This is a genomic window from Collinsella sp. AM23-17, from assembly GCF_003470945.1.
GTDB lineage: Bacteria > Actinomycetota > Coriobacteriia > Coriobacteriales > Coriobacteriaceae > Collinsella > Collinsella aerofaciens_O.
In genome coordinates this window covers 21,456-43,656 of the sequence record NZ_QRHU01000015.1, presented here as the reverse complement: position 1 = coordinate 43,656, position 22,201 = coordinate 21,456, and the positions used below count along the sequence as shown (strand labels likewise).

General features: G+C 61.2%; 21 protein-coding genes. 1 reads left to right on the top strand and 20 read right to left on the bottom strand.

The genetic code is table 11. The features are described 5' to 3' along the window. Positions 1-53: 53 nt before the first annotated feature. The 9 genes from ppdK to rpsP form a co-directional block, all read right to left on the bottom strand. The gene (ppdK, locus tag DW645_RS06880) at positions 54-2,804 is read right to left on the bottom strand and encodes a pyruvate, phosphate dikinase (protein WP_118227012.1); all 2,751 of its coding nucleotides are present in this window, start codon (positions 2,802-2,804) and stop codon (positions 54-56) included. A 343-nt stretch (positions 2,805-3,147) separates the two neighbouring features. Beyond that, positions 3,148-4,023 carry a pyruvate, water dikinase regulatory protein gene (locus DW645_RS06875; protein ID WP_118227010.1) on the bottom strand — a complete coding sequence of 292 codons (876 nt, stop codon included), beginning with the start codon at positions 4,021-4,023 and terminating at the stop codon, positions 3,148-3,150. Between the two features lie 34 nt (positions 4,024-4,057). Continuing rightward, a complete protein-coding gene (glyS, locus tag DW645_RS06870) occupies positions 4,058-6,154 on the bottom strand; it encodes a glycine--tRNA ligase subunit beta (RefSeq protein ID WP_118227008.1) in 2,097 nt (698 codons plus the stop codon). 3 nt (positions 6,155-6,157) lie between these two features. After that, the gene (locus DW645_RS06865) at positions 6,158-7,069 is read right to left on the bottom strand and encodes a glycine--tRNA ligase subunit alpha (protein WP_006236091.1); all 912 of its coding nucleotides are present in this window, start codon (positions 7,067-7,069) and stop codon (positions 6,158-6,160) included. A 59-nt stretch (positions 7,070-7,128) separates the two neighbouring features. Then, positions 7,129-7,692, bottom strand: coding sequence for a signal peptidase I (lepB, locus tag DW645_RS06860; protein ID WP_118227006.1), 564 nt, complete (start codon positions 7,690-7,692; stop codon positions 7,129-7,131). Between the two features lie 2 nt (positions 7,693-7,694). Beyond that, positions 7,695-8,453: a tRNA (guanosine(37)-N1)-methyltransferase TrmD gene (gene trmD / locus DW645_RS06855; RefSeq protein WP_118227004.1), complete on the bottom strand. Its 759-nt coding sequence runs from the start codon at positions 8,451-8,453 to the stop codon at positions 7,695-7,697. Between the two features lie 10 nt (positions 8,454-8,463). Further along, positions 8,464-8,955, bottom strand: coding sequence for a ribosome maturation factor RimM (gene rimM, locus DW645_RS06850; protein ID WP_233540733.1), 492 nt, complete (start codon positions 8,953-8,955; stop codon positions 8,464-8,466). 34 nt (positions 8,956-8,989) lie between these two features. After that, positions 8,990-9,235 carry a KH domain-containing protein gene (locus DW645_RS06845; RefSeq protein WP_370448099.1) on the bottom strand — a complete coding sequence of 82 codons (246 nt, stop codon included), beginning with the start codon at positions 9,233-9,235 and terminating at the stop codon, positions 8,990-8,992. Positions 9,236-9,277: 42 nt separating this feature from the next. Beyond that, complete coding sequence (gene rpsP, locus DW645_RS06840) at positions 9,278-9,619, bottom strand: 30S ribosomal protein S16 (RefSeq protein ID WP_022094749.1); 342 nt, start codon at positions 9,617-9,619, stop codon at positions 9,278-9,280. Positions 9,620-9,820: 201 nt separating this feature from the next. Here rpsP and dinB point away from each other — a divergent pair, with 201 nt between their 5' ends. Continuing rightward, positions 9,821-11,074, top strand: a complete 1,254-nt coding sequence (gene dinB / locus DW645_RS06835) for a DNA polymerase IV (RefSeq protein ID WP_117840316.1) — start codon at positions 9,821-9,823, stop codon at positions 11,072-11,074. A gap of 98 nt (positions 11,075-11,172) precedes the next feature. On the opposite strand, the gene rsfS is transcribed toward dinB, so the two are convergent. The 11 genes from rsfS to mrdA all read right to left on the bottom strand — a co-directional run bounded on the left by rsfS (position 11,173) and on the right by mrdA (position 22,194). Then, positions 11,173-11,628, bottom strand: coding sequence for a ribosome silencing factor (rsfS, locus tag DW645_RS06830; RefSeq protein WP_118227000.1), 456 nt, complete (start codon positions 11,626-11,628; stop codon positions 11,173-11,175). Positions 11,629-11,656: 28 nt separating this feature from the next. Next, on the bottom strand, positions 11,657-12,190 hold the full coding sequence (gene yqeK, locus DW645_RS06825) for a bis(5'-nucleosyl)-tetraphosphatase (symmetrical) YqeK (RefSeq protein ID WP_199576452.1): 534 nt from the start codon (positions 12,188-12,190) through the stop codon (positions 11,657-11,659). A gap of 87 nt (positions 12,191-12,277) precedes the next feature. Continuing rightward, complete coding sequence (gene nadD / locus DW645_RS06820; protein ID WP_055285119.1) at positions 12,278-12,955, bottom strand: nicotinate-nucleotide adenylyltransferase; 678 nt, start codon at positions 12,953-12,955, stop codon at positions 12,278-12,280. Between the two features lie 3 nt (positions 12,956-12,958). Next, a complete protein-coding gene (gene obgE / locus DW645_RS06815) occupies positions 12,959-14,425 on the bottom strand; it encodes a GTPase ObgE (protein WP_199576451.1) in 1,467 nt (488 codons plus the stop codon). An 85-nt stretch (positions 14,426-14,510) separates the two neighbouring features. Continuing rightward, a complete protein-coding gene (gene rpmA / locus DW645_RS06810; RefSeq protein ID WP_006236075.1) occupies positions 14,511-14,768 on the bottom strand; it encodes a 50S ribosomal protein L27 in 258 nt (85 codons plus the stop codon). Positions 14,769-14,801: 33 nt separating this feature from the next. Then, positions 14,802-15,176: a 50S ribosomal protein L21 gene (rplU, locus tag DW645_RS06805; RefSeq protein WP_035138585.1), complete on the bottom strand. Its 375-nt coding sequence runs from the start codon at positions 15,174-15,176 to the stop codon at positions 14,802-14,804. A 67-nt stretch (positions 15,177-15,243) separates the two neighbouring features. Beyond that, positions 15,244-16,056 carry a TIGR03936 family radical SAM-associated protein gene (locus DW645_RS06800; RefSeq protein WP_117840312.1) on the bottom strand — a complete coding sequence of 271 codons (813 nt, stop codon included), beginning with the start codon at positions 16,054-16,056 and terminating at the stop codon, positions 15,244-15,246. Then, positions 16,053-17,930 (bottom strand): TIGR03960 family B12-binding radical SAM protein, encoded by a 1,878-nt coding sequence (locus tag DW645_RS06795; RefSeq protein ID WP_118226994.1) that lies wholly within the window; start codon positions 17,928-17,930, stop codon positions 16,053-16,055. Before DW645_RS06795 ends, DW645_RS06800 begins: the two co-directional genes overlap by 4 nt. A gap of 10 nt (positions 17,931-17,940) precedes the next feature. Next, positions 17,941-18,870 carry a YcjF family protein gene (locus tag DW645_RS06790; protein ID WP_118226992.1) on the bottom strand — a complete coding sequence of 310 codons (930 nt, stop codon included), beginning with the start codon at positions 18,868-18,870 and terminating at the stop codon, positions 17,941-17,943. A gap of 18 nt (positions 18,871-18,888) precedes the next feature. Beyond that, entirely contained in the window at positions 18,889-20,115 is a 1,227-nt protein-coding gene (locus tag DW645_RS06785; RefSeq protein ID WP_055249988.1) for an FtsW/RodA/SpoVE family cell cycle protein, read from the bottom strand. Positions 20,116-20,124: 9 nt separating this feature from the next. After that, positions 20,125-22,194, bottom strand: a complete 2,070-nt coding sequence (gene mrdA / locus DW645_RS06780; protein WP_055249986.1) for a penicillin-binding protein 2 — start codon at positions 22,192-22,194, stop codon at positions 20,125-20,127. Positions 22,195-22,201: the final 7 nt, after the last annotated feature.

Here is a 22,201-nt window from a genome sequence, read left to right as displayed (position 1 = left end):
GGGCGCGACGGCGCGAAGGGGGGCATAAAAGGCGCAAATGGAACGCGACTCGGTTAAGCGGAACGCTTGGCCTCGAGCTTGGCCTGAGCGGCAGCCAGGCGCGCCAGGGGCACGCGGTAAGGCGAGCAGGACACATAGTCCACATCGGCAACGTTGAACAGGCCCTTGATGGACTTAGGGTCGCCGCCGTGCTCACCGCACACGCCAAAGTGCATGCCGGGGTTGGTAGCGCGGCCCTTCTCGACGGCCATGCGCACGAGCTCCAGCACCGCCGAGTCGATGGTCTCGAAGGGGTTGTCCTTCAAGATCTTCTTATGCATGTACAGCGGGATGAACTTGGCCTCGGCGTCGTCACGCGAGAAACCAAAAGTCGTCTGCGTAAGGTCGTTGGTGCCAAAGCAGAAGAAGTCGGCGTGCTGCGCAATCTCGTCGGCGACCATGCAGGCGCGCGGCAGCTCGAGCATCGTGCCCACGGGAATGTTGAGCTCGACACCTTCCTCGGAGGAAACCTCGGCAATCACGCGCTCGATGACCTCGCGAGTCTGAACGTGCTCGGCCGTAATGGAAACGAGCGGGACCATAATCTCGGGACGCGGGTCGACGCCTTCCTTGATAAGGCGGGCGGCAGCCGTTGCCACGGCACGAACCTGCATGAGCGGCAGGTCACCGAAGACGACGGACAGGCGTACGCCGCGCAGGCCGAGCATCGGGTTGGACTCAACCATGCCGTCGATACGACGCAGGCGGGCACGCAGGGCGGCGAGCTCTTCCTCGCTGGCGCCGGCGGCCTCCTTCTTGGTGATGGCGACCTCAAGCTCGCGAGGATCATCCAGGAACTCATGAAGCGGCGGATCGAGCAGGCGAACGACCACATCGCGACCGGACATGGTCTTGAACATCGCCAAGAAGTCCTCGGTCTGAACCTTGAGCAGATCGGCCAGGGCCTGCTGCTTCACGGCCTCATCGCCAGAAAGGATAAAGCTCTGGATGATGTTCTTGCGATCGCCCAGGAACATGTGCTCGGTGCGGCACAGGCCGATGGCCTCGGCGCCAAACTCGAGCGCGAGCTCGGCATCCTCGGGGTTGTCGGCGTTGACGCGCACGTGGTTGGCGTGGCCTGCGGTCTCGTCCAGGCGGATCTCGTCGGCCCAGGACAGGATGGTGTCCAGGTCGCCGGTGAGCTCAGCGGAAACCAAATCGACAGCGCCATCAACGACAATGCCTTGGGTTCCGTCGATGGAGATGATGTCGCCCTCGTGCAGCACGCGATCGCTGCCCTCGATACGCACGACCTTCTCGGCCGCGTCGATATGGAAACGCTCGACACCGCAGACGCAGGGGGTACCCATGCCACGGGCGATAACGGCGGCATGGCTCGTCTTACCACCGTGGCTCGTCAAGATGCCCTCGGCGGCGACCATACCCTTCAGGTCGTCGGGGTTGGTCTCCCAGCGGACCAGAATGACCTTTTGACCCTCGGAGGAACGTGCGACGGCGTCGTCACTCGAGAACACGACCTCGCCCACAGCGGCACCGGGACTGGCGTTAAGGCCACATGCGAGCGCCTCGTACTTCTTGGAGGAGTCGAACTGCGGGTGCAGGAGCTGGTCGAGCTGCGCGGGGTCGATGCGGCTCACGGCCTCCTCACGGGTGATGAGGCCTTCTCCGACCATCTCGATAGCGATGCGCAGGGCGGCGGTTGCGGTACGCTTGCCCACGCGGGTCTGGAGCATCCAGAGCTTACCCTGTTCGATAGTGAACTCGATATCGCACATGTCGCGGTAGTGATCCTCGAGCGTCAGGAAGACACGCTCAAGCTCCTCACCCGCGGACTCGAGGCCCGGGGTGGTCTTGAGGTCGGCGATGGGCTCGGTGTTACGGATGCCGGCGACGACGTCCTCGCCCTGAGCGTTGACCAGAAAGTCACCGTAGAACTCCTTGGTGCCGTCGGCCGGATTGCGCGTAAAGGCGACGCCGGTCGCCGAGGTCTCGCCCTTATTGCCAAAGGCCATAGCCTGGACGTTGACAGCGGTGCCAAGGTCGTCGGAAATGCCGTGCTGCTTGCGGTAGATGCAGGCACGCTCGTTCATCCAGCTGCCAAAGACGGCCTGAATGGCAAGGCGCAGCTGGAGCTCCGGATCATGTGGGAAGACGGGCTTGCCGTCGGCGTCTTCGAGCTCGGGGTACAGGGCGGCCTCGACGTTCTCAGAGAAAATGCTCTTAAAGGTCTCGACGAGCTCCTGCAGGTCCTCGGCCGATAGCTCGGAGTCGACGCGAACGCCGGCGACCAGGCGGGCCTGGGTCAGGGCGTTTTCGAACAAGTCGGCATCGACACCCATGACGACGTTGGAGAACATCTGGATAAAGCGACGATAGCTATCCCAGGCAAAGCGCGGGTTCTGCGTCTGGGCGATAAGGCCCTGGACGGAATCGTCGTTGAGGCCCAGGTTGAGAACCGTATCCATCATGCCGGGCATGGAAAACGGAGCGCCCGAGCGAACCGACACGAGCAGCGGATCGGAGGCATCGCCGAGCTTCTTGCCGCAGCGGGCCTCGAGGTCGACCTCGGCGGCAACGATTTCGTCGAGCGCGCCCTCCGGCCACACGTTGCCGGCACCAGAGTACTCAACGCAGGTCTGGCAGGTAATGGTAAAGCCACCGGGAACCGGCAGGCCGATACGGCTCATCTCGGCAAGGTTCGCGCCTTTGCCGCCAAGCACGAAGTTCATGGACTTGTCGCCCTCGGTGACACAAGTGCCCTGGGCATCGGTTCCAAAACGGTAAACCCTCTTGCAATCGCTCACGATACTTCCCCTTCCATGCGCTCTCGCGCACGACCGTGGTAACGAATCGACCCGCCGGATGCGGGCCGTGAGGGAACTATACGGCGGGATTTGAACGGGCTTGAGCAGAGGATGCGCGGTTTGGTAAACGTGCTAAAACCTGCGGTAAACGGTAGGTAAAGGTGGTTACCTTATGAAGATACCAACAAAGGAACTCGCAGGTCAGATGTAAGAAATACTGCTAAATCGGTTTATCATAAGTAGCTAATTTGGGATGGGGCTTTTTTAGCTGCCCCCGCAGGCAATCGGCCAAAGAGCTCGTAACCTCAGCCAGGGTAGCTAAAAAAGCCCCGTCCCAAATTAGCTACTTTTGTTGAGCGCGGAGGGCGGCACGGTGGGCTCTTGCCTCTTGAATCTCTTCGAGGTGAGCGATGATCTCGGAGGCGCTTTCCTCGATCGCCTTGCCGTCGGTGCGAACCACAAAGCAACCCAGACGTTTCATGAGGGCGCGAGCCTCCTCGAGCTCACTGCGTACACTCTCAGGCTCGGCATAGGAGCCCGCAACGGCACGGGCATAGTCGTCGCCCAGGCGGCTATCGCGAATCTCGGAAATCACATCGACGGTCGAAATCAGACCGAAAAGACGCATCGGATCGACCTCGTAAATCGACTTGGGCGGCTCCATACCGTGCGCCAGCGGAACATTGGCGACCTTATAGCCCTGATAGGCCAAATACATCGACAGCGGCGTCTTGGATGTGCGTGACACGCCCAGCAGCACAATATCGGCACCCGACAGATCATCGCAGCCACGTCCGTCATCGTGCTCGACAAAGTACTCCATGGCCTCGATACGGTGGAAATAGCGATCGTCGGTCTTGTGAATCACGCCCGCAACGCCCTTGGGCGGCATACCGATGAGGGACGACAGCACCGCGAGCGACGGCCCGATCAGGTCAACCGAGCGAATATGCAGCATGCCCAAGTAGTCGAGCACGCGAGCACGAAGCCCCGGGTCGACGATGGTATGGAACACGGCGATATCGCGATGGTCGGCATCGACTCGCGGGCCCACAAACGACTTGACCTGCTCCACCGAGGTCACCTTAGGCAGACGTAAAACACGAAAAGCCCCTTCATCAAATTGCCCGGACGCCGCAAGCACCACCTCACAAGCGGTATCACCGAGCGAGTCGGAGATAACGATAACGGTGGGACGAGCGGTGACCGGGCAATCCATGCGGGGCTCCTTTTACGCTTATGCGCAGGCTAGCTTACTTTTTGCGGGCAAGCTCACCAATGTTGGCGATGCCGGAGAAAACGGCCTCGAAGCGGTTGAGCAGCTTAAGGCGATTATCGCGAAGCTGTTCGTCCTTGTCCATGACCATAACCTCATCAAAGAAACGGTCGATGGGGGCACGCAGGGCGGCCAGAGCGGCAAACGCGGCAGGGTAATCCTCGGCAGCAAGGGCGGCATCGACAGCGGTCTGAGCGAACTCGGAGGCGTCGGCAAGTGCAAGCTCGACCTCGCCCATCAGGCTGCGGTCGTACTCCACACCCAGCTCGGGCTTGGAGATATGCGCGGCGCGGGCGTAGGCAGTCGCCAGGTTGTCGAAGGTCTCGGCGTCGTTCTTGCGGGCCTCGTCGAGGGCGGCGCAGCGGGCGAAGAAGACCGACGGGGCAATGATGTGCACCGCGGATACGGCGGCGACGGTATCGGCCGGGATCTTCTCGTCACGGGCCATGCTCACCAGACGGCCGTGGAAGAAGTCGCGAACCTGCTGGGAGACCGCGGCGGCGTCAAACTCAATGCCCTGCTCGCTGTAGAGCTCGAGGGCAAAGTCGATGAGCGACGTGGGGTCGATCGGCAGACGATCGCGCAGGATGTTGATGATGCCGATAGCGGCGCGACGCAGCGCGTACGGGTCGGAAGAGCCGGTCGGGGGCTCGCCGATGGAAAAAATACCGGCAATGGTATCGAGTTTGTCGGCGCAGGCCACGATGCAGCCAGCGGTGCCCTCGGGCAGCTCGTCGCCGGCAAAGCGGGGACGATAGTGATCGCGAATGGCGTGGGCGACCTCGTCGTTCTCCCCCATCGCGGAGGCATAATAACCGCCCATCACGCCCTGCTGGCTCGTGAACTCGACGACGGCGTTGGACACCAGGTCGGCCTTGCACAGATGTGCGGCGCGGCCGGCATCAGCGGCCAGATGGGCACCCAGGTGAGCCTCGCGGGCAATAGCGAGCGCGAGCTGCTCAATACGCTCGGACTTGGCAAGCACGCTGCCGAGCTTCTCCTGGAAGGCGACCTTGGCCAGGCGCTCACGGAACTCGTCGAGGGAGATCTTCAGATCCTCCTCGTAGAAGAACTTGGCGTCGTCCAGACGGGCGCGCACGACGCGCTCGTTGCCGTCAATCACGCGCTCGGCATTCTCGGGCTTGCTGTTGGAGACGACCACGAACTCACGCGTCAGCTTGCCCTCGCCGTCATAAATCGGGAAGTAGCGCTGGTTGGTGAGCATAGACTCGCAGATGATCTCGTGCGGGACCTTGAGGAACTCCTCATCGAAGGTACCGACGAGCACCGTCGGCCATTCGCAGAGGTTGATGACCTCCTCGAAGACCTTCTTGGGCGTATCGACGTGGCAGCCAGGACGGGCGGCCTCGACCTCGGCGATACCGGCAAGGATGGCCTCACGACGGCGCTCGGCAGAAAGCACGCCGGCGTCCTCGAGCACCTGCTCGTAAACAGCGGGGCTGGCGACCACATGGTCACCGGGGCCCAGGACGCGATGGCCGCGCGTGGTGTTGCCACTCGTCACGTCGGCAAACGACACGGGCACGACGTCCTCGCCCAAAAGGCAGCAGATCCAGCGGACCGGACGCACGAACGTGGCGTGCTCGTGGCCCCAGCGCTGAGAACGGTAGTTGGGCCACTGCAGGCCGGCGATGGTCTTCTCGCACAGGGCCGTCAGGATCGGGGTGGCCGGAGCGGAAGGAATGTTCTTCTCGGCAAAGACGTACTCTCGGCCGTCGGTGTCCTCGCGACGAACCAGATTCTCGGCAGCCACACCGCACTTGCGGGCGAAGCCCTGGGCGGCCTTGGTGGCGTTACCGTCAGCGTCGAAGGCGATGTTGGCCGCGGGGCCGCGCTTGACCTCGTGAACCTCATCAGTCGCGGTGGCGACGTCGGCAACGAGCGCAGCCAGGCGACGCGGGCTCGAGATCACACGGACCTCGCCGTGGGCCAGACCGGCCTCGTCGAGACCCTTGGCGATCATGGTGCCAAGCTGCTTGACGGCATTGTTCAACGGTGCGGAGGGCATTTCCTCCGTACCAATTTCAAACAGGAAATCCTTAGCGTCTGCCATGGCTTACGCCACCTCGCCTTCCTGGTCGGCATTCTCGTTGACTCCGGCGACCTCGGCCATGTAGGCCTCGCAGCACGCCTTAGCGACGGCGCGGACGCGCAGGATGTAGTTAGCACGCTCGACCGCGGACAGCGCGCCGCGGGCATCGAGCAGATTGAAAGCGTGGCTGCACTTCATGACACAGTCGTATGCGGGCAGCGGCAGTTTGCGCTCCAGGCAGGAATGGCACTCGGCCTCGTAGTCGTCAAACTTCTGACGCATCATCTCGACGTTGGCGACCTCAAAGTTATAGGCACTGAACTCGCGCTCGTTCTCGAGGAACACGTCGCCATAGGTCATGGGCGTTCCGTCGGGCAGGTAGCTCCACACCAGGTCGTAGACCGAGTTGACGCCCTGGGCGTACATGGCGATACGCTCCAGGCCATAGGTGATCTCGACGGGCACGGGGTCGACCTCGATACCGCCCACCTGCTGGAAGTACGTAAACTGCGTGACCTCCATGCCGTTGAGCCAGACCTCCCAGCCAAGGCCCCAGGCGCCCAGCGTCGGGCTCTCCCAGTCGTCCTCGACAAAGCGGACGTCATGGTCGTTGGGGTCCAGGCCAATGGCGGCCAGCGAACCCAGGTAGAGCTCCTGGGCGTTAACCGGCGAGGGCTTGATGAGCACCTGGAACTGATAGTAGTGCTGCATGCGGTTGGGGTTCTCGCCGTAGCGGCCGTCGGCGGGACGGCGGCAGGGCTGCGCATAGCAGGTGCGCCACTCGGCGGGACCGAGCGAGCGCAGCGTGGTCGCGGTATGGAAGGTACCGGCACCGACCTCGGAGTCATAGGGCTGCATAATGACGCAGCCCTGCTCGCCCCAGTACTGCTGGAGGCGCAGGATGATGTCTTGGAAGGAAAGCGATGAAGCGTTCATGCCTCTAATATCCCCTCGTCGAAACGATTACACGGTTAGGTACTGTACTATAGCGGTTTTTAGTCGATAGCGCCGATGCGGTTGAGCGGCCAGTAGCGAACGAGTGCCACGGCCATTAAATCGGAGCGGTCGACCGGCCCAAAATAGCGGGAGTCGGCTGAGTTCTCTCGGTTGTCGCCCATCACCCACACACACCCGTCGGGGACGGTGTAGGGATAGCTCACCTGGGCGCCGGGCGCTTGGACCGAAAGTGGCCAGCTCATGCCCGCCGTATAGTCCTCGTCGAGCGCTTGGCCGTCAACGACCACCTTGCCGTCCTGCAGGTCGACCGTCTGGCCGGCCGTGGCAATAACGCGCTTGACAAGAACATCATGCTCGGAGGTGCCATCGGGGTTGTGAAACACCACGATATCGCCCTGCTTGACGGGCTGACCGAGCTCGAGGCTCACCTTTTGCGCCAGGATCTGGTCGCCAATCTCGATTGTGTCCTCCATAGAGCCGGTGGGCACCACAAAGGGCTCGACCACAAAGGTGCGGATCAGGAAGGTGGCCACAAGCGCGATCGCGATGACCGCGATCCACTCAAAAGCGCCCCTCAACGCGGAATGTTGCGTAGGAACCATACTCACTCCTTGCTCTGCGAATACGAAGCGTCAAGGATCTCCTGCGCATATGCACGCTCCTGGGGCGTGAGCCGCGCCGTCTCGATCAGGTCGGGACGCCAGTGACAGGTGCGCTCGATGGCATTCTTACGGCGCCAGGCGTCAACCTTGGCATGGTCACCGCTCACGAGCACCGGCGGCACGCCCTCGCCGTTGAATTCAGCAGGGCGAGTGTACTGCGCATACTCGAGCAGGCCTCCGTCCTCGGCGGTCGAGAACGACTCGTCCACGTTGCTCATCTCGTCACCAAGGGCGCCGGGAATCAGGCGTACGACGGCATCGGCAACGACCATAGCGGGAAGCTCGCCGCCCGTGAGCACGTAATCGCCGATCGACAGGCGCTCGTCGGCATACGCATAGGCACGCTCGTCGACACCCTCGTAACGGCTGCACACAAACAGCAAGCGCTCGCTTTTGAGCAGGCGCTCGGCCACATGCTGTGTAAAGGGCTCGCCACAGGGGGTAAAAAACACCACGGTGGGCTTAGGACCCTCGGAGCTAATAGCCTCGATGGCCTCGGCAATAGGCTCGACCTTCATGAGCATGCCCTGCCCGCCGCCGTACGGCTCGTCATCGACGGTACGATGGCGGTCGTGCGTCCAGTCGCGCAGGTTATACGCCTTAAAATCAAAAAGGCCGGCCTTGCGGGCGCGGCCCAAAATCGATGTGGACATGACGGGCTCAAACATCTCGGGAAAGACCGAAAGGGTCTCAATCAGCATGTTGTCCTCCCTACTTGTCCATATCGATCAGGCCGTCCATAACGTGGACGGAAATTGTTCCTGTGTCGGGAAGATCGAGCACAACCTGCTCGATCACGGGAATCAGTACCTCGCCGTACCGATCACCCTCGACAACCCAAACATCGTTAGCGGGCGTCGACATGATCTCGACGATCGTGCCGAGTGAACCGAAGCGCTCGTCGACCACCTCGCGACCCATCAGGTCGGTATAGGCGGCGTCGAGTGAATCGAGCTCAAAATCGTCACGATTTGTCAACACATAGCATCCCGTGATGCCCTCGGCGGCCGTCAAGTCGTCAATGCCCTCAAACGAGACCAGATCGCCATCGCCCGTATCGGTGACGGACACGACCGTGCAAAAGCGGTCGCGCTTGAGCGCCGGCGGCGTCAGGGCGACGCGCATACCCGGCTCTAATACAGAAGGAAGCCCCCGCAGCGGCTGCGCGAGGACCTCCCCCTTCCTTCCGTGCGGCTTGACCACACGGGCGATGTTTTTGTACTGGGACCTCAAGGTCCTAGCCCAGAACCTCTACCTCGACAGCAGTGTCGAGGCGAGCGGCCAGTGCACGGGCGAGCGTGCGAATGGCCTTGATGGTACGGCCACGACGGCCGATGACCTTAGCGACGTCATCCTCGGTGACAGAAACCTCAATCGTAGAGGCGTCGTCACCATCGATGACCTCAAGGCTCACGGAATCCGGGTCGTCGACGATCTGAACAACGAGATATTCGACGAGATCGGCGATGCGATCTGAGAGCATTGCCTCACCCTCGAGCTGTGCAGCGTCAACCTCAGGCACGATTTACTCCTCGGCGCCCTCAGCGGCCTCAGCGGCAGCCTTAGCGGCCTCAGCCTCTTTGGCGAGCTGCTTCTTGGACTTCTTGACGACGGTCTCGGTCTTCTCGCCCTCGTTGGCAGCCTTGACCAAAGCGGCGACGGCGTCGGTGAGCTGAGCGCCCTTGGACTGCCAGTCGGCGATCTTCTCGAGGTCGAGGTTGATGGTCTTGGGGGCGGTCATCGGGTTGTAGCGGCCAACCTCCTCGATGATACGACCGTCACGCGGGGCGCGGGAATCGGCGACGACGACACGGTAGTACGGACGCTTCTTAGCGCCGTGACGAGCAAGGCGAATCTTGACTGCCAAAGGAAACTCCTCCAACCAAGCAGCTTTAGGCTGCAACTACAAACAAACAGTTGAACATAATACGCCATCGACGCGGGCAGGTGAAGTCCGTGAGACCAACTTCTTCGGTGTAGTCGAGGGCAAATCCATATCTTAGACAAGAATTCGGGATTTGCAAGCACATACACGCACCCCACATGAGCTGCGCGGTATACTCATGACATGGAAATACGCGAACATACATACGGTTATGAGGATGCCATGGGCGTCACGCCGCCTCCCTGGACGGGTCCGGCGGTGGGCCTCATGGACCTCGATGCGTTTTTTGCGAGCGTGGAGATGCTCGATCATCCCGAATGGCGCGGAAAGCCGCTCATCGTGGGCGGAGACGCCGATTCGCGTGGCGTCGTGTCCACGTGTTCGTATGAGGCGCGTCGCTTTGGCGTGCACTCTGCCATGGCCTCGGCCGAGGCGCGGCGCTTGTGCCCGCAAGCCATTTGGACGCACGGGCACTTTGATCGCTACCGCGAGGTGAGCGCGCAGGTCATGGCGATTCTTGCCGAGGAAACGCCGCGCGTAGAGCGCGTATCCATCGACGAAGCCTTTATCGATATCACACCGGGTCGCTTTGCGCCCGAAGACCCGCGACTGGTTGCGCGGCGTATAAGCGACCGCGTGGCAGCGCTGGGAGTGACCTGCTCCATTGGCGTGGGCTGCAACAAGACGGTCGCAAAGATCGCAAGCGAGCGTGACAAGCCGTTTGGATTGACGATTGTGCGCCCCGGGACGGAACAGCGCTTTTTGGCCGCGCTACCAGTGTCTGCCATGAGCGGCATCGGGCGCTCGGCCGAGGAGCGACTGCGCCGTATGCGCATCTACACGCTCGGCGAGCTATCACGTGCACCGGAATCCACCTTGGCCTCTATTTTTGGCGTCAACGGCGAACGCATGCGCCAGCGTGCGCTGGGACTCGAAATCTCCGAAGTCACAAGTCTCGATGAAGAGCGTGAGGTTAAATCGGTGAGCAATGAGCGCACCTTTGCGAAAGATTTGACTGAGCGCGGGGACATCGAAGCGGCGATTGCGCTGTTGGGCGAGTCAGTGGGACGCCGCCTGCGCCGTCAGGGACTGACGGGCGCCACGGTGACGCTCAAGCTCAAGTATTCGTATGGAAGCGGTCGCTCGGCACAGCGCCGGCTGCCTCATCCGACCGACGATGAGAACATCTTTGTGGCGGTTGCGCTCGAACTGCTCGACAACATCTGGCAGGAAGGCATGCATGTGCGTCTGGCGGGTATCGGGATGAGCGACTTTGACCATCAGGGCGGTATCCAAACCGACCTGTTCTGCGAAGTCGATGACCGCGGGGCCCAATCCAGCGACCGACGCGACCTCTCCGTCGCAATTGACGCCGTCCGCGACAAGTTCGGCGACACCGCCCTATCCTTCGGCCGCCAATCCCGCTTCAACGATTAACCGCCTTTGGGCAAAAAGAGAGCCGGGCAGGTGCGGAAAACCGCAACTGCCCGGCGATATGCGTGAGGGTAGCTAAAACCCCCGTCTCAAATGAGCTACTAGAGGAGATTGAGGGGGAGCTGCGGAGCGTCTCCCCAGAGTTTCTCGAGGCGGTAGAAGTCGCGGGCTTCGGGAGTGAAGACGTGGACGACAACCGAACCGTAGTCCATGAGCATCCAGGTCTTCTGCTCACGGCCCTCGATGGAGAACGGATGCTCGCCGCAAGCCTCGACGACCTTCTCCTCGATCTCGTCGACGATCGAATCGACCTGACGGTTATTGGTACCGGTGGCGAGCACAAAGTAATCGCACACGTCGGAGAGCTCGGTCAGATCGAGCACCTGCACGTCCTCGCCTTTCTTGTCGTAGGCGGCCTGCGCGGCGGCGCGGGCGACATCCTCGGCGGCGACACCGCTCGTGGACAGCGAGGCAGCGGTGCGGTCGGACGTGGCAACGAAGCTCTTGTGCTCCACACCTTCAAGAATCTGCTCGTCGGTCATGGTCTCATCGGCCATGGAATACCTCTTTCTAGACACACCCGAGCTAGCGCAGCTGGGCGTAATGGTTGTAAATCGTAATAGCCGTGGGATAAAGATAGCGCCCGGACTGGATCACATAGACCAGACCCTGCGCAAAACAGGAGAAGAACAACTCATCGAGCGAGGACTTCCTCACCATCTTGCGCAGCGCATGGGCATAGTCGCCGTGACGGTTGGGCTCGATGGCATCGGCCACAAAGACCACCATATCGAGCGGCGTCATGTCGCAGGCGCCAACGGTGTGACGGTCGACAGCCTGGAAAACAGCAGGCGACAACTCGGGGAAAAGCTGCGGAAGCTCATAGGCGGCAACAGGACCATGCAAAAGCGGCGTCGCGGCGGAAGGAGAGCCGGCAATCTTAATGCCGTAATGCAGAGCGCGCGTAACCAGCTCGTCGTCGGAGAGCACTTTGTCCCAGTCGTGGATCAGACCGGCAGCAGCGGCATCAAAGCGGTCAACGCCGTAGACCTCGGCCAGATGAAGTGCGGTCTCGGCAACACCCAGCGAATGCACATAGCGCTTGCGCTTATCCTTCATTCGAACATCGAGCAGCTCTTGAATGCGCTTGAGCAGCGCGTGCTCATCGCCCTCAAACTGATCCTCTACCGACAACGTAGACCCCCATCACTCAAAATCTTCTTGGCCCAAATCGGCATATAGCCTGCGTTTGCGAATGTAGCCGAGCACGGACTCGCTCGTAAGATAGCGCACGCTCATACCGCGGGCAACTCGCTTGCGAATGTTCGTCGAGCTGATCGCCAGCGCCGGAATCTGAATATAGCGCACGTCGAACGGCAGCCCCGACTCTTTGATTCGGGCACGCGCCGTATCGATATCAAAGCCCGGTCGTGTCGCCGCAATAAAGGTAGCAAGCTCAGCGATTCGTTCGGCATCATGCCAGGTCACAATATCGATAATCGCGTCGGCGCCCGTAATAAAGTAGAGCTTTACCTGCGGCGGGTAAAAGTCGCGAAGGGCATGAAGCGTATCGGCCGTATAGGTTACGCCCGGACGGTCGATCTCGAACCGGCTCGCCAAAAAGGCCGGGTTCGCGGCGGTGGCGAGGACCGTCATGGCGTAACGGTCCTCGGCAGGCGTCACCGGCTTGTCAAGCTTAAAGGCAGGAGAGCCCGCCGGCATAAAGAGCACAGCGTCCAAGTCGAGCGACTCGCGCGCCTGCTCGGCGGTCACCAGGTGCCCGTAATGGATGGGATCAAAGGTGCCACCCATAATGCCAAGCCTAAACTCCTGCCCGTCCTCTAGAGGAAGCTCGGGCAAACCGATTCCACCGCGCAGCGACATGGCTTACTCGCTCTCCGAGGTCTCGGCATCGTCCGTGGCATCCGCCGCATCAACAACCTCGACGCCCTCATCCGCAGCATCGGCCACGTCAATGGCCTCAACGGCAACGTCCTCGCCAGCATCCTCGAGCTCCTCGTACTCCGAGAAGTTCTCGGCGCCCTCAAAGTCAAAGGCGCGCTGGCAAATGCGGACCTCGTCGCCCGCACGGCAACCGGCCTTCTCGAGCGCGTCGTCAACACCCATACGCGCAAACTTATGCTGCAGGTAAATAACGGCTTCCTCGTTTTCCCAGTCGGTCTGGATGACCATGCGCTCGATGGCACGACCGACCACGCGGAAGGCACCGGGCTCTTCCTGGACAATGCGGAAACGCTTCTCACGCTGCAGGCGGCGGCGCTCCCACTCATCGTCGCGCAGGTCGACCGGTTCATCGGAGACCGCCAGCTCGGCGCGGAGCTTGGCCACCTGCTCACCTACGGCAAGCATCAACGTATTGAGACCGGCGCCCGTCACGGCAGACACGGCAAAGAACATATGTCCATCGTCGAGCGCTGCGCGCTTGAGGTCGGCAATCTTGTCGGCCGTGCCCGGCGCGTCGCACTTGTTGGCGACAACGATCTGCGGACGCTCCGAAAGCTCAGCGCCATACTGCTCGAGCTCGCGGTTGATGATGCGATAGTCCTCAACCGGATCGCGATCCTCAAAACCGCCCGTCATGTCGACGACATGCATGATCAGGGCCGTACGCTCAATGTGGCGCAAGAACTGGTGACCCAGGCCCTTGCCTTCGCTCGCGCCCTCGATAAGACCGGGGACGTCGGCAACGACATAAGAATATTCGCCGGCACGCACCATGCCCAGATTGGGCACGAGCGTGGTAAACGGGTAGTCAGCAATCTTGGGGCGGGCGGCACTCATGCGTGCAATGAGCGATGACTTACCCACCGAGGGAAAGCCCACGAGTGCGGCATCGGCCATAAGCTTCATCTCGAGCTCAATCCAGTGCTCCTCTGCCGGTTCGCCCAGCTGAGCAAACGCGGGCGCGCGGCGCACCGACGTCACAAAGTGCGTGTTGCCCAAGCCGCCGGCGCCACCAGGGGCCACGACAACGCGCTCGCCATCGTGCACCAGATCGGCAATCTCGAACATCGGGGTCTGCGTCTCGGGGTCGAGCTCGCGCACCACGGTACCCATAGGGACCTTGAGAATCAGGTCCTCGCCGCTCTTACCGTTACGACGGGCACCCTGCCCGTGCGTGCCGCGCTCGGCGCGGAAGTGATGCTTAAAGCGGTAATCGATCAGCGAAGACAGCTGAGCATCGGCCTGGATGACGACATTGCCGCCACGACCGCCGTCGCCGCCATCGGGGCCGCCCTTGGGGACAAATGCCTCACGCCTAAACGACATGCATCCGGCTCCGCCGTCGCCGCCGCACACGTTAATGCGGCTGATATCGGTGAACTGTGACAACAGAATCGCCTCCTACAAAAAAGAGGGAGACCCTTGAATCCTAAAACTCAAGTGCCTCCCACATATGTGCTCTATGAAGGGTGAATTACGCGTTCGCGAGCGGGCGTACGCTGACCCTGTGCTTGATACCCTTGTGGAACTCAACGGTACCGTCGACCAGCGCGAACAGCGTGTCGTCCTTGCCACGGCCAACGTTCTCACCCGGGTGGATGTGAGTGCCGTGCTGACGGACGAGAATCGTGCCCGTGGTTACCGTCTGGCCGGCATAGCGCTTCGTGCCAAGGCGCTGACCGCGGGAGTCACGGCCATTACGGGAGGAACCGAGTCCTTTTTTGTGTGCCATTGTGTATACCTACTCTTTCGTTACGAGTGTAATCTACTCGGCGACGGGAGCCTCGGCAACAGCCTCGGCCTCTGCCTTGACAGCCTTCTTGGCGCGGGACGTAGCCTGGACCTTCACGATCTTCAGCTTGGTGAGCTGCTGACGGTGACCCTTCAGACGACGATAGCGCTTACGCTTGTGGAACTTGAAGACCAGCTGCTTCTCGCCCTTGAACTGCTCAACGATCTGAGCGGTAACCTTGGCCTTGGCCAGCTTGTCGGGATCGGTGACGATCTTCTTACCATCGTTGAGGAAGATAACCGGCAGGGTGACCTTGTCGCCCTCATTGCCCTCGATCTTCTCGACGGTGATGACATCGTCGGTGGCGACCTTGTACTGCTTGCCGCCCGTGTTAACGATTGCGTACATGTTTACTTGCCCTTCATGCATCAGTTAGTGCAACAGCCGAATATAGTAGCAGGCGAAAATACCCCCGTCAACGAGTATGTGGAGCAAATCCACAAGTTCGCACAGGTATGGGGCTGACGAGTCGGCCCTCGTCGTCCTCGCATGCTTGATTCTGACGCTCGACATCGTAGGAGCAGATGGTCACGAGGTCTTGCATACCGGTGGAAACAATAGGTGCATCCACGCCCGGGGTCAAGCCCTGCAACAAAACATCAGCAGCGGAAAGCAAAATTTCCGGACGCATGGAGCCCTCGTTGTCGGCATGGGTGTCGAGCATGAGCACCAGATGGTCCGGGCGCTCCCCCGCCGTGAGCTCATAGCCCACGAGTGTGTGATCCAAATCCAAGCGCTTGCTCTTTTTGCCGCGCGCGTAGTCGATGCCATGGTCCGCGCGCAGCGTGTCGATCGCACGACGCACCTCGTCGGGGCTTACGGGCGCCTCGGGATCCAAGTGCAGGTCGATGCGATACGACAGGCGCGTGAGCTGCGCCGTCAACGCCGGCGTGCGCACGTCGATGTACGCCGCCTCGATGGGCGCCAGATCGGCCGGAGACGCCGCAGCCAGGCGCCCAAACGCCTCGTCGAGCGCCACGAACTCGGTCATAAACAGGTCATACCACTCGCAGGTCGACGACGTACCAACCGGTAGCGCCGAAGAGAAGCCCACGCGCATGTGCGGAGAGAAGCCCTGCGTGACGGCATAGGGAAGTCCCGCACGGCGCACGATGCGCTCAATGGTATGGATTACTTCGAGATGGCCCAGGTACTTAAGGCGGTCGCGCTTGCCATAGCGAACACGAAGCCTAAAGAGCGAGGGGTTGTCGGTCAGGCGCTCACTCATGCGCGATCACCCATCAATACATTATTGGCGTGGAGCGTGGGGCAGATCCCGCAGCCGGTGCACGACGTGCGGGTGCAGTCGGGAGTCGTGACGCCCTCGAGCGAGCGACGGTACTCGCGCTCGAGGAAGCCGCGCGTGCAGCCGGGACTCACGTGCTCCCACGGCAGGCGCCAGTCCAACTCGTAGGGCAGGTGCACGAGCTCATTGAGGTCGATGCCGTTTTTGGCAGCAGCTTCCTTCCAGTTATCGAGCGAGAAATGCTCTACCCAGGCGTCAAAGCGAGAGCCCGAGCGCCAAGCATCGATGATGACGGGCGTCATGTCACGACCGGCGCGGGACAGCGCGGCCTCGATGAGCGAGGTCTCGGCATCGTGGTAATGCACGCGGACGGCACGGTTGCGAACGCTCGTGATAAGCAGCTTCTGGCGACGCTTGACGTCGTCGTAGTCGAGCTGCGGGCACCACTGGAACGGCGTGGCAGCCTTGGGGATAAAGACCGAAACCGAGATGGATACCGAAATCGAGCCGCGACGAGCCTTGGGCACCACGGAACGACCGAGCTCCAGCACGTGATCGGCCAGATTGGCAATGGCTACGATGTCCTCGTCGCGCTCACCGGGAAGGCCCATCATAAAGTAGAGCTTCATGCGGTTCCAGCCGGCCTCGAAGGCCGCCTTGGCCGCACGGTCCAGGTCCTCCTCGGTCACGTTCTTGTTAATGATGTCACGCATGCGCTGACTGCCGGCCTCGGGCGCGAACGTCAGGCCGCCCTTCTTTTCGCCGGCGACCGACTCGGCCATATCCACGCCAAACGAATCCAGGCGCTGCGACGGAATAGATACGCGAATACCCGTATCCTCCAGGCGACGGTTGAGCCTGCCGAGCACGTCGCGAATGCAGGAGTGGTCAGTCGTGGAGAGCGAGGTCAGCGACACCTCGTCATAGCCGGTCTTTTCCAGACCCTGAATCACCGACGAGACGATCTGGTCGGCCGAGCGCTCGCGCACTGGGCGATACGTCATGCCGGCCTGGCAAAAACGACAGCCGCGGGCGCAGCCGCGCAGGATCTCGATAGACAGGCGGTCGTGGACCAGCTGCGCATAGGGTACACACGACTGCGACAGCGGATTCGTGGCGCCGAAATCCTCGACGACGCGCTTGTAGACCACGGTCGGCGCATTCTTGCCTTCACGCGGCACGGTGTAGCCATGCGGCGAACAGGGCTCGTCGTGACGAACCTCATAGAGCGACGGCACGTAGTTGCCGGCAATGGATGCAAGCTGCTCAACAATCTGTGCGCGCGGGACTCCTTCGTCGCGCAGGCGACGATGCAGCTGGCAGGTCTCGAGCAGCGACTCCTCGCCCTCGCCGATGAGGATGGCATCGAAGAAGGCCGCGTACGGCTCGGGGTTGTACACCGAGGGGCCGCCGGCGATGATAATGGGGTCGTCCTCGGTACGGTCGGCCGCTAACAGCGGAATGCCAGCGAGGTCGAGTGCCTCGAGGAAGTTCGTCACCGCCATCTCGTGCGGCACATGCAGGCCGACGATATCAAACGAAGCGACCGGCGCTGCGCCCTCGAGCGACAGCAGCGGAATGCCCGCCTCGCGCATGGCGTCACCCATATCGGGCCACGGCACATAGCCGCGCTCGCAGGAGATGCCCTCGGCCTGGTTAAGGATGTTGTAGAGGATGGCGATACCCTGGTTGGGCAGACCGACCTCGTATACGTCCGGGTAGATCAGGCAGCAACGGTAGTCGGCATCGGCCTTGGAAAGCGTGCCCCACTCGTGATCGATATAGCGGCTCGGCTTCTCGACCTTGGCGAGCAGCGGCTCAATTAAATGAAAACAGTCTTGGTATGCAACGCGCAACGGAAAACCCCTAAGCTGCGAGATCGGATGCGTCCTGGTAGGACGCCATAGGACGGGTAGCGCCCGCGACGGTGGTCACCAGATCGCGAACACGGGAGAACGTGGAAGTGACCACCTCGTTGGCACGGCTGTAGTCGACATCGCGCTCGTAGAGCGAAACGAGCGCACGGCCCATGCCATAGGTGCCCGCGGCAGCAGTGAGCGCCTTGACGGCAAACCCAATATGCGGCGTCTGCTTGACGAGTGCGCGGGTGACCGCGCGGATCACAAGACCGCCGGCAAGCACGCCCGCGACCTCGTAGCCGCGCTCGGGCTTAATGCCGCGTCCAAAGACGGCAGCGAGCTCAAAGAGCATGCCCACCTGCGCCAGCGCCATAACGGGATAATCGGCGCCCGGCAAAAACACCAGCGCACCGGTCGCCATATTGGTGAGCGCGCACGAGGTGATGATGCGATTAGCAGCCGCGATGCGCATGAAGGCAAAATTCGCCGCAAAAGCTGTTTCCTTGTCGGTGCGATCGAGAATCCAGCGGGCAAGCGTCTCGAGCAGATACGTCTTATCGGTTGCCGCTACCACGCCGAGCATGGGCGTGGACTCCTCGATAAACGGCACCTCCACAGCAGACTCGGCAAGCACGCACACGGGCGCGCCGGCGATCACGAGCTCCTGCACGGCACTCTCCAAGCGGTCGGAACCACACGAGAGCACCAGCACCACATCGGTATCGGTCTTTGGAGCAATTCGCTCCTCCCCCAGACGCTCGACGCGCACAATGCCCGAGGTCGTCAGCGGCACAAAGGCGTCACGCACCGTCTCGGCCAGAAAGCGCGAGGCGGACGAATCCAGATAGACCGAGACGCGCACCGGCGTATCGGAATCCTTCTTAACGGACGCGCCCATCTTAAAAGCGCGGGTCAGCTTATCTACGGGAATTTTCATAGCAAACCCCTCCAGCGGTTACGCGGCGCCCGAACGATGCCGCCATATGGATTGTACGATACCCACCGTCAGCAGCTGAATCATCATCGAAGACGAACCAAAGCTAATAAACGGTAACGGAATACCGGTAATCGGCATCATGCCGATGCACATGCCGATGTTTTCGAAGGTCTGGAACGCCCACATGCCAACGATGCCCACACACGAAAGACGCAAAAACAGCGACTCACACTTAAAGGCGACGCGAATCGTCGAAAAGATCAGCAGCACGTAGAGGCACAGGAGCAAAAAGGAACCGCAAAAGCCAAAGGTCTCAGACAGGAAGGCGAAGACGAAGTCGGTGTGGAACTCAGGCAGAAAGCCGCCGGCCGACTGCGTCGCATGGCCCAAACCCTTACCAAAGAAGCCGCCCGAGCCAACGGCGATAAGCGACTGCTGCAGATTGTACGCATCGTCCGAATCGGCATTATCGGGGTCGATAAAGACCGTCAGACGGTTCATCTGATACTGCTTGATGAGCACATCGTGGCCGAGCAACGAATCAAAGACCGAATCGAGCGCTAGGACGAGGGCCACCAGGCCCACAAGCAGGGCCAGGGTCGACAGCACCCATTCGCGACGTGCACCGCTCATACAAATGACGATAGCGCCAGAAACCAGCACGACCAGGCCCGATCCCAGGTCGCCCATGGCAACGACGGCCAAAAACGGAATGGACAGCATGCCGCAGAGCTTGACGTAGTCGCGAACGGTATCGATGCGACCGTTATACTGCGAGCCAAGCGTAGCAATAAAGAAGATGGTGATGAGCTTGGCAAGCTCAACCGGCTGGAATGTCAAGCCGATACCGGGAATCTTGATCCAGCCCGTCATGCCCAGACCGCCCGTATAGGACAGGCCCGGAATCTTGGGCGAGAAGATCACAATAAGGTCAATGACGAGCAGCGCCGTCGAGAAGTTAGAGATGCCGCGCAGATCGGTACGCCAGACCAGCACCGCCAGCACCGCCCCGATGCCAATGCCCAGCAGATGACGTGAGAACGAGGCATCGGCCTTAAACTGCGAAGCCGACCAGATGATGATGGCGCCGTAGGCAACAAGTGCCACGGTGGCAAGCAGAACTCCGATATGCACCTTTTGGCGAAACGTGCCGCGCGAGGCCGAAAGTTGCTTGTTGACGCGGTCCAGGCTGCTGCGAGAGCCGGTCTTGGTTGAACGGAACAGATCCGCCGGAGAAAAATCCATCGCAACCTCCTATCGAACCGAAGAATCGCCCGAGGCCGAAGAGGTATCGGGCTCGTCATAAATCACGCCGAGCACGTCGCGCACGACATGCATCGCGGTATCTGAGCCACCGCCGCCCTGCTCCAGGACAGTAGCGATGACATACTTGGGATCATCGGCCGGTGCATAGGCGCAGAACCACGCGTATTCGTCCTCGCCGCTTTTCTCGCCCGTGCCCGACTTGCCGTATACCTGCGGCGTCAGGGTGCCAAAGTGAGCCGCCAGGGACGTCGATGCCGTGTAAATCACGTCGTGCATGCCGTTGCGAACAAGAGTCAAATCCGAATCGCTGTTGATCTTGGCCTCCAGGCGCTTCTTCTTGCCCTTGCCGTTGTACTTATAGGCATCGCCGTCGCCATCGCGCGACACGGCAGACAAAAACACGTGAGGCACGTACTGTTTGCCGCCGTTGGCAAGGCCCATGTAGGCGCACGCCATCTGCAGGGGCGTCACCAGGATGTCGCCCTGGCCGATGGCAATGTTGGTCATATCGCCGGCATTCCACTTGCGGTCCTCGGCAGAGGCGTCGGTGAAATACGACTCCTTCCACTCGGCATCGGGAATACGGCCCGCGCCCTCACTCGGCAGATCGATACCGCAGGTCTTGCCTAGGCCCCAGCGACGAAAGACCTCCTGCAGCCCCTCGGAATGTTGCTCGTCATAAAAGAACGCCTTGCCCATGTCGTAGAAGACGGGGTCGCACGAGTTGGCGATACCCGACTGCAGCGTCATGGTGCCGTGGCCAGACGTCAGCCAGCAGCGCTTGCCCCAAGCCTTGCCCAAGCCCGTCCAATAGCCCGTGCAGTTGGTTGTCTGCGTTGAAGTGTAGGTTCCAAACTCAAGACCAGCCAGTGCCGAGAGCGGCTTGATGGTCGAGGCCGACATGTACTGTCCGCTAATGGCGCGGTTGAGCAGCGGGTGCGAACCCTTGTCGTCATTGAGCTCGGTCCACACGTCATTTGAGACGCCGCCGATAAAGACGGACGGATCGAACTTGGGCTCGCTCGCCATACCCAGGATCTCGCCATTGTTGGGATCGAGACACACCACAGCGCCGTTGCCGGCATTGCTGTAGCCAGTGGTCTTGGCAAGCTCGATGGCGCTCGCCAGCGCCGTCTCACAGGCCTGTTGGATCTTAAGGTCGAGCGTGAGCTTAATGTCGGAGCCGGCCTTGGCGGGCACGGCGCCGGCCTGACCGGTCACATTGCCCGAGGCATCGACCTTGACGGTCTGCTCGCCACGAATACCCTGCAGCAGGTTTTCGTAGTAGCTCTCAACACCCGCCTGGCCCACGATATCGCCCGACTGGTACGTAATCCGGCCAGCAGAAGCATCATCATCGCCAGAGGTTTTCTTATTCTGGGCCTCGAGCTGCTCGGAGGTAATGGTGCCGGTATAGCCCAAAATGTGACAGGCCGTCTCGCCGTACGGGTACTGACGCTCGGTACGCTCGGCAATCTTGACGCCCGGAAACTCGCCGGCGTGCTCCTGAATATAGGCAACCGTAGAGCGACGGACGTCCGTCGCGATGGTATGCAGGCTCTGGGCGCCCTCGGAATTGTCCTGAATATTGCGCAGAACCGCCACGTAGGGCATACCGAGCACGTTGGCAAGATGGCGAACCAGAACCTCATCCTCGGCAAGGTCGCGGTAGGCCACGACAGCAAGTGAGGGACGGTTCTGGACAAGCGCCACGCCATTGCGGTCGAGGATGCGGCCGCGCACAGCGGGTGTGGTAACGGTGCGCGTCTGATTGCTATTAGCCTGCTTTTCGTAATAGTCCGACGAGACCATCTGCATACCCCACAGCTTGACGGCAAGCGCCGCGAACATCGCGCCCACACCCGTGGTGAGGATGGAGAAGCGGCCCTTAAAGGCGGTCGCCGCGGTATTGCCCTCGCCCTCGGTGGCGCGCGGGGCCGTTCCATGCTGCGTATCGTAGGTAAAACGGGAATCGCCGCGACGCATGATGACCAGCGCGACCACGATGGCCACGACCAGCACGATACCGGCGATAATAACCGTCATCTGGGAAGACATCTACAGG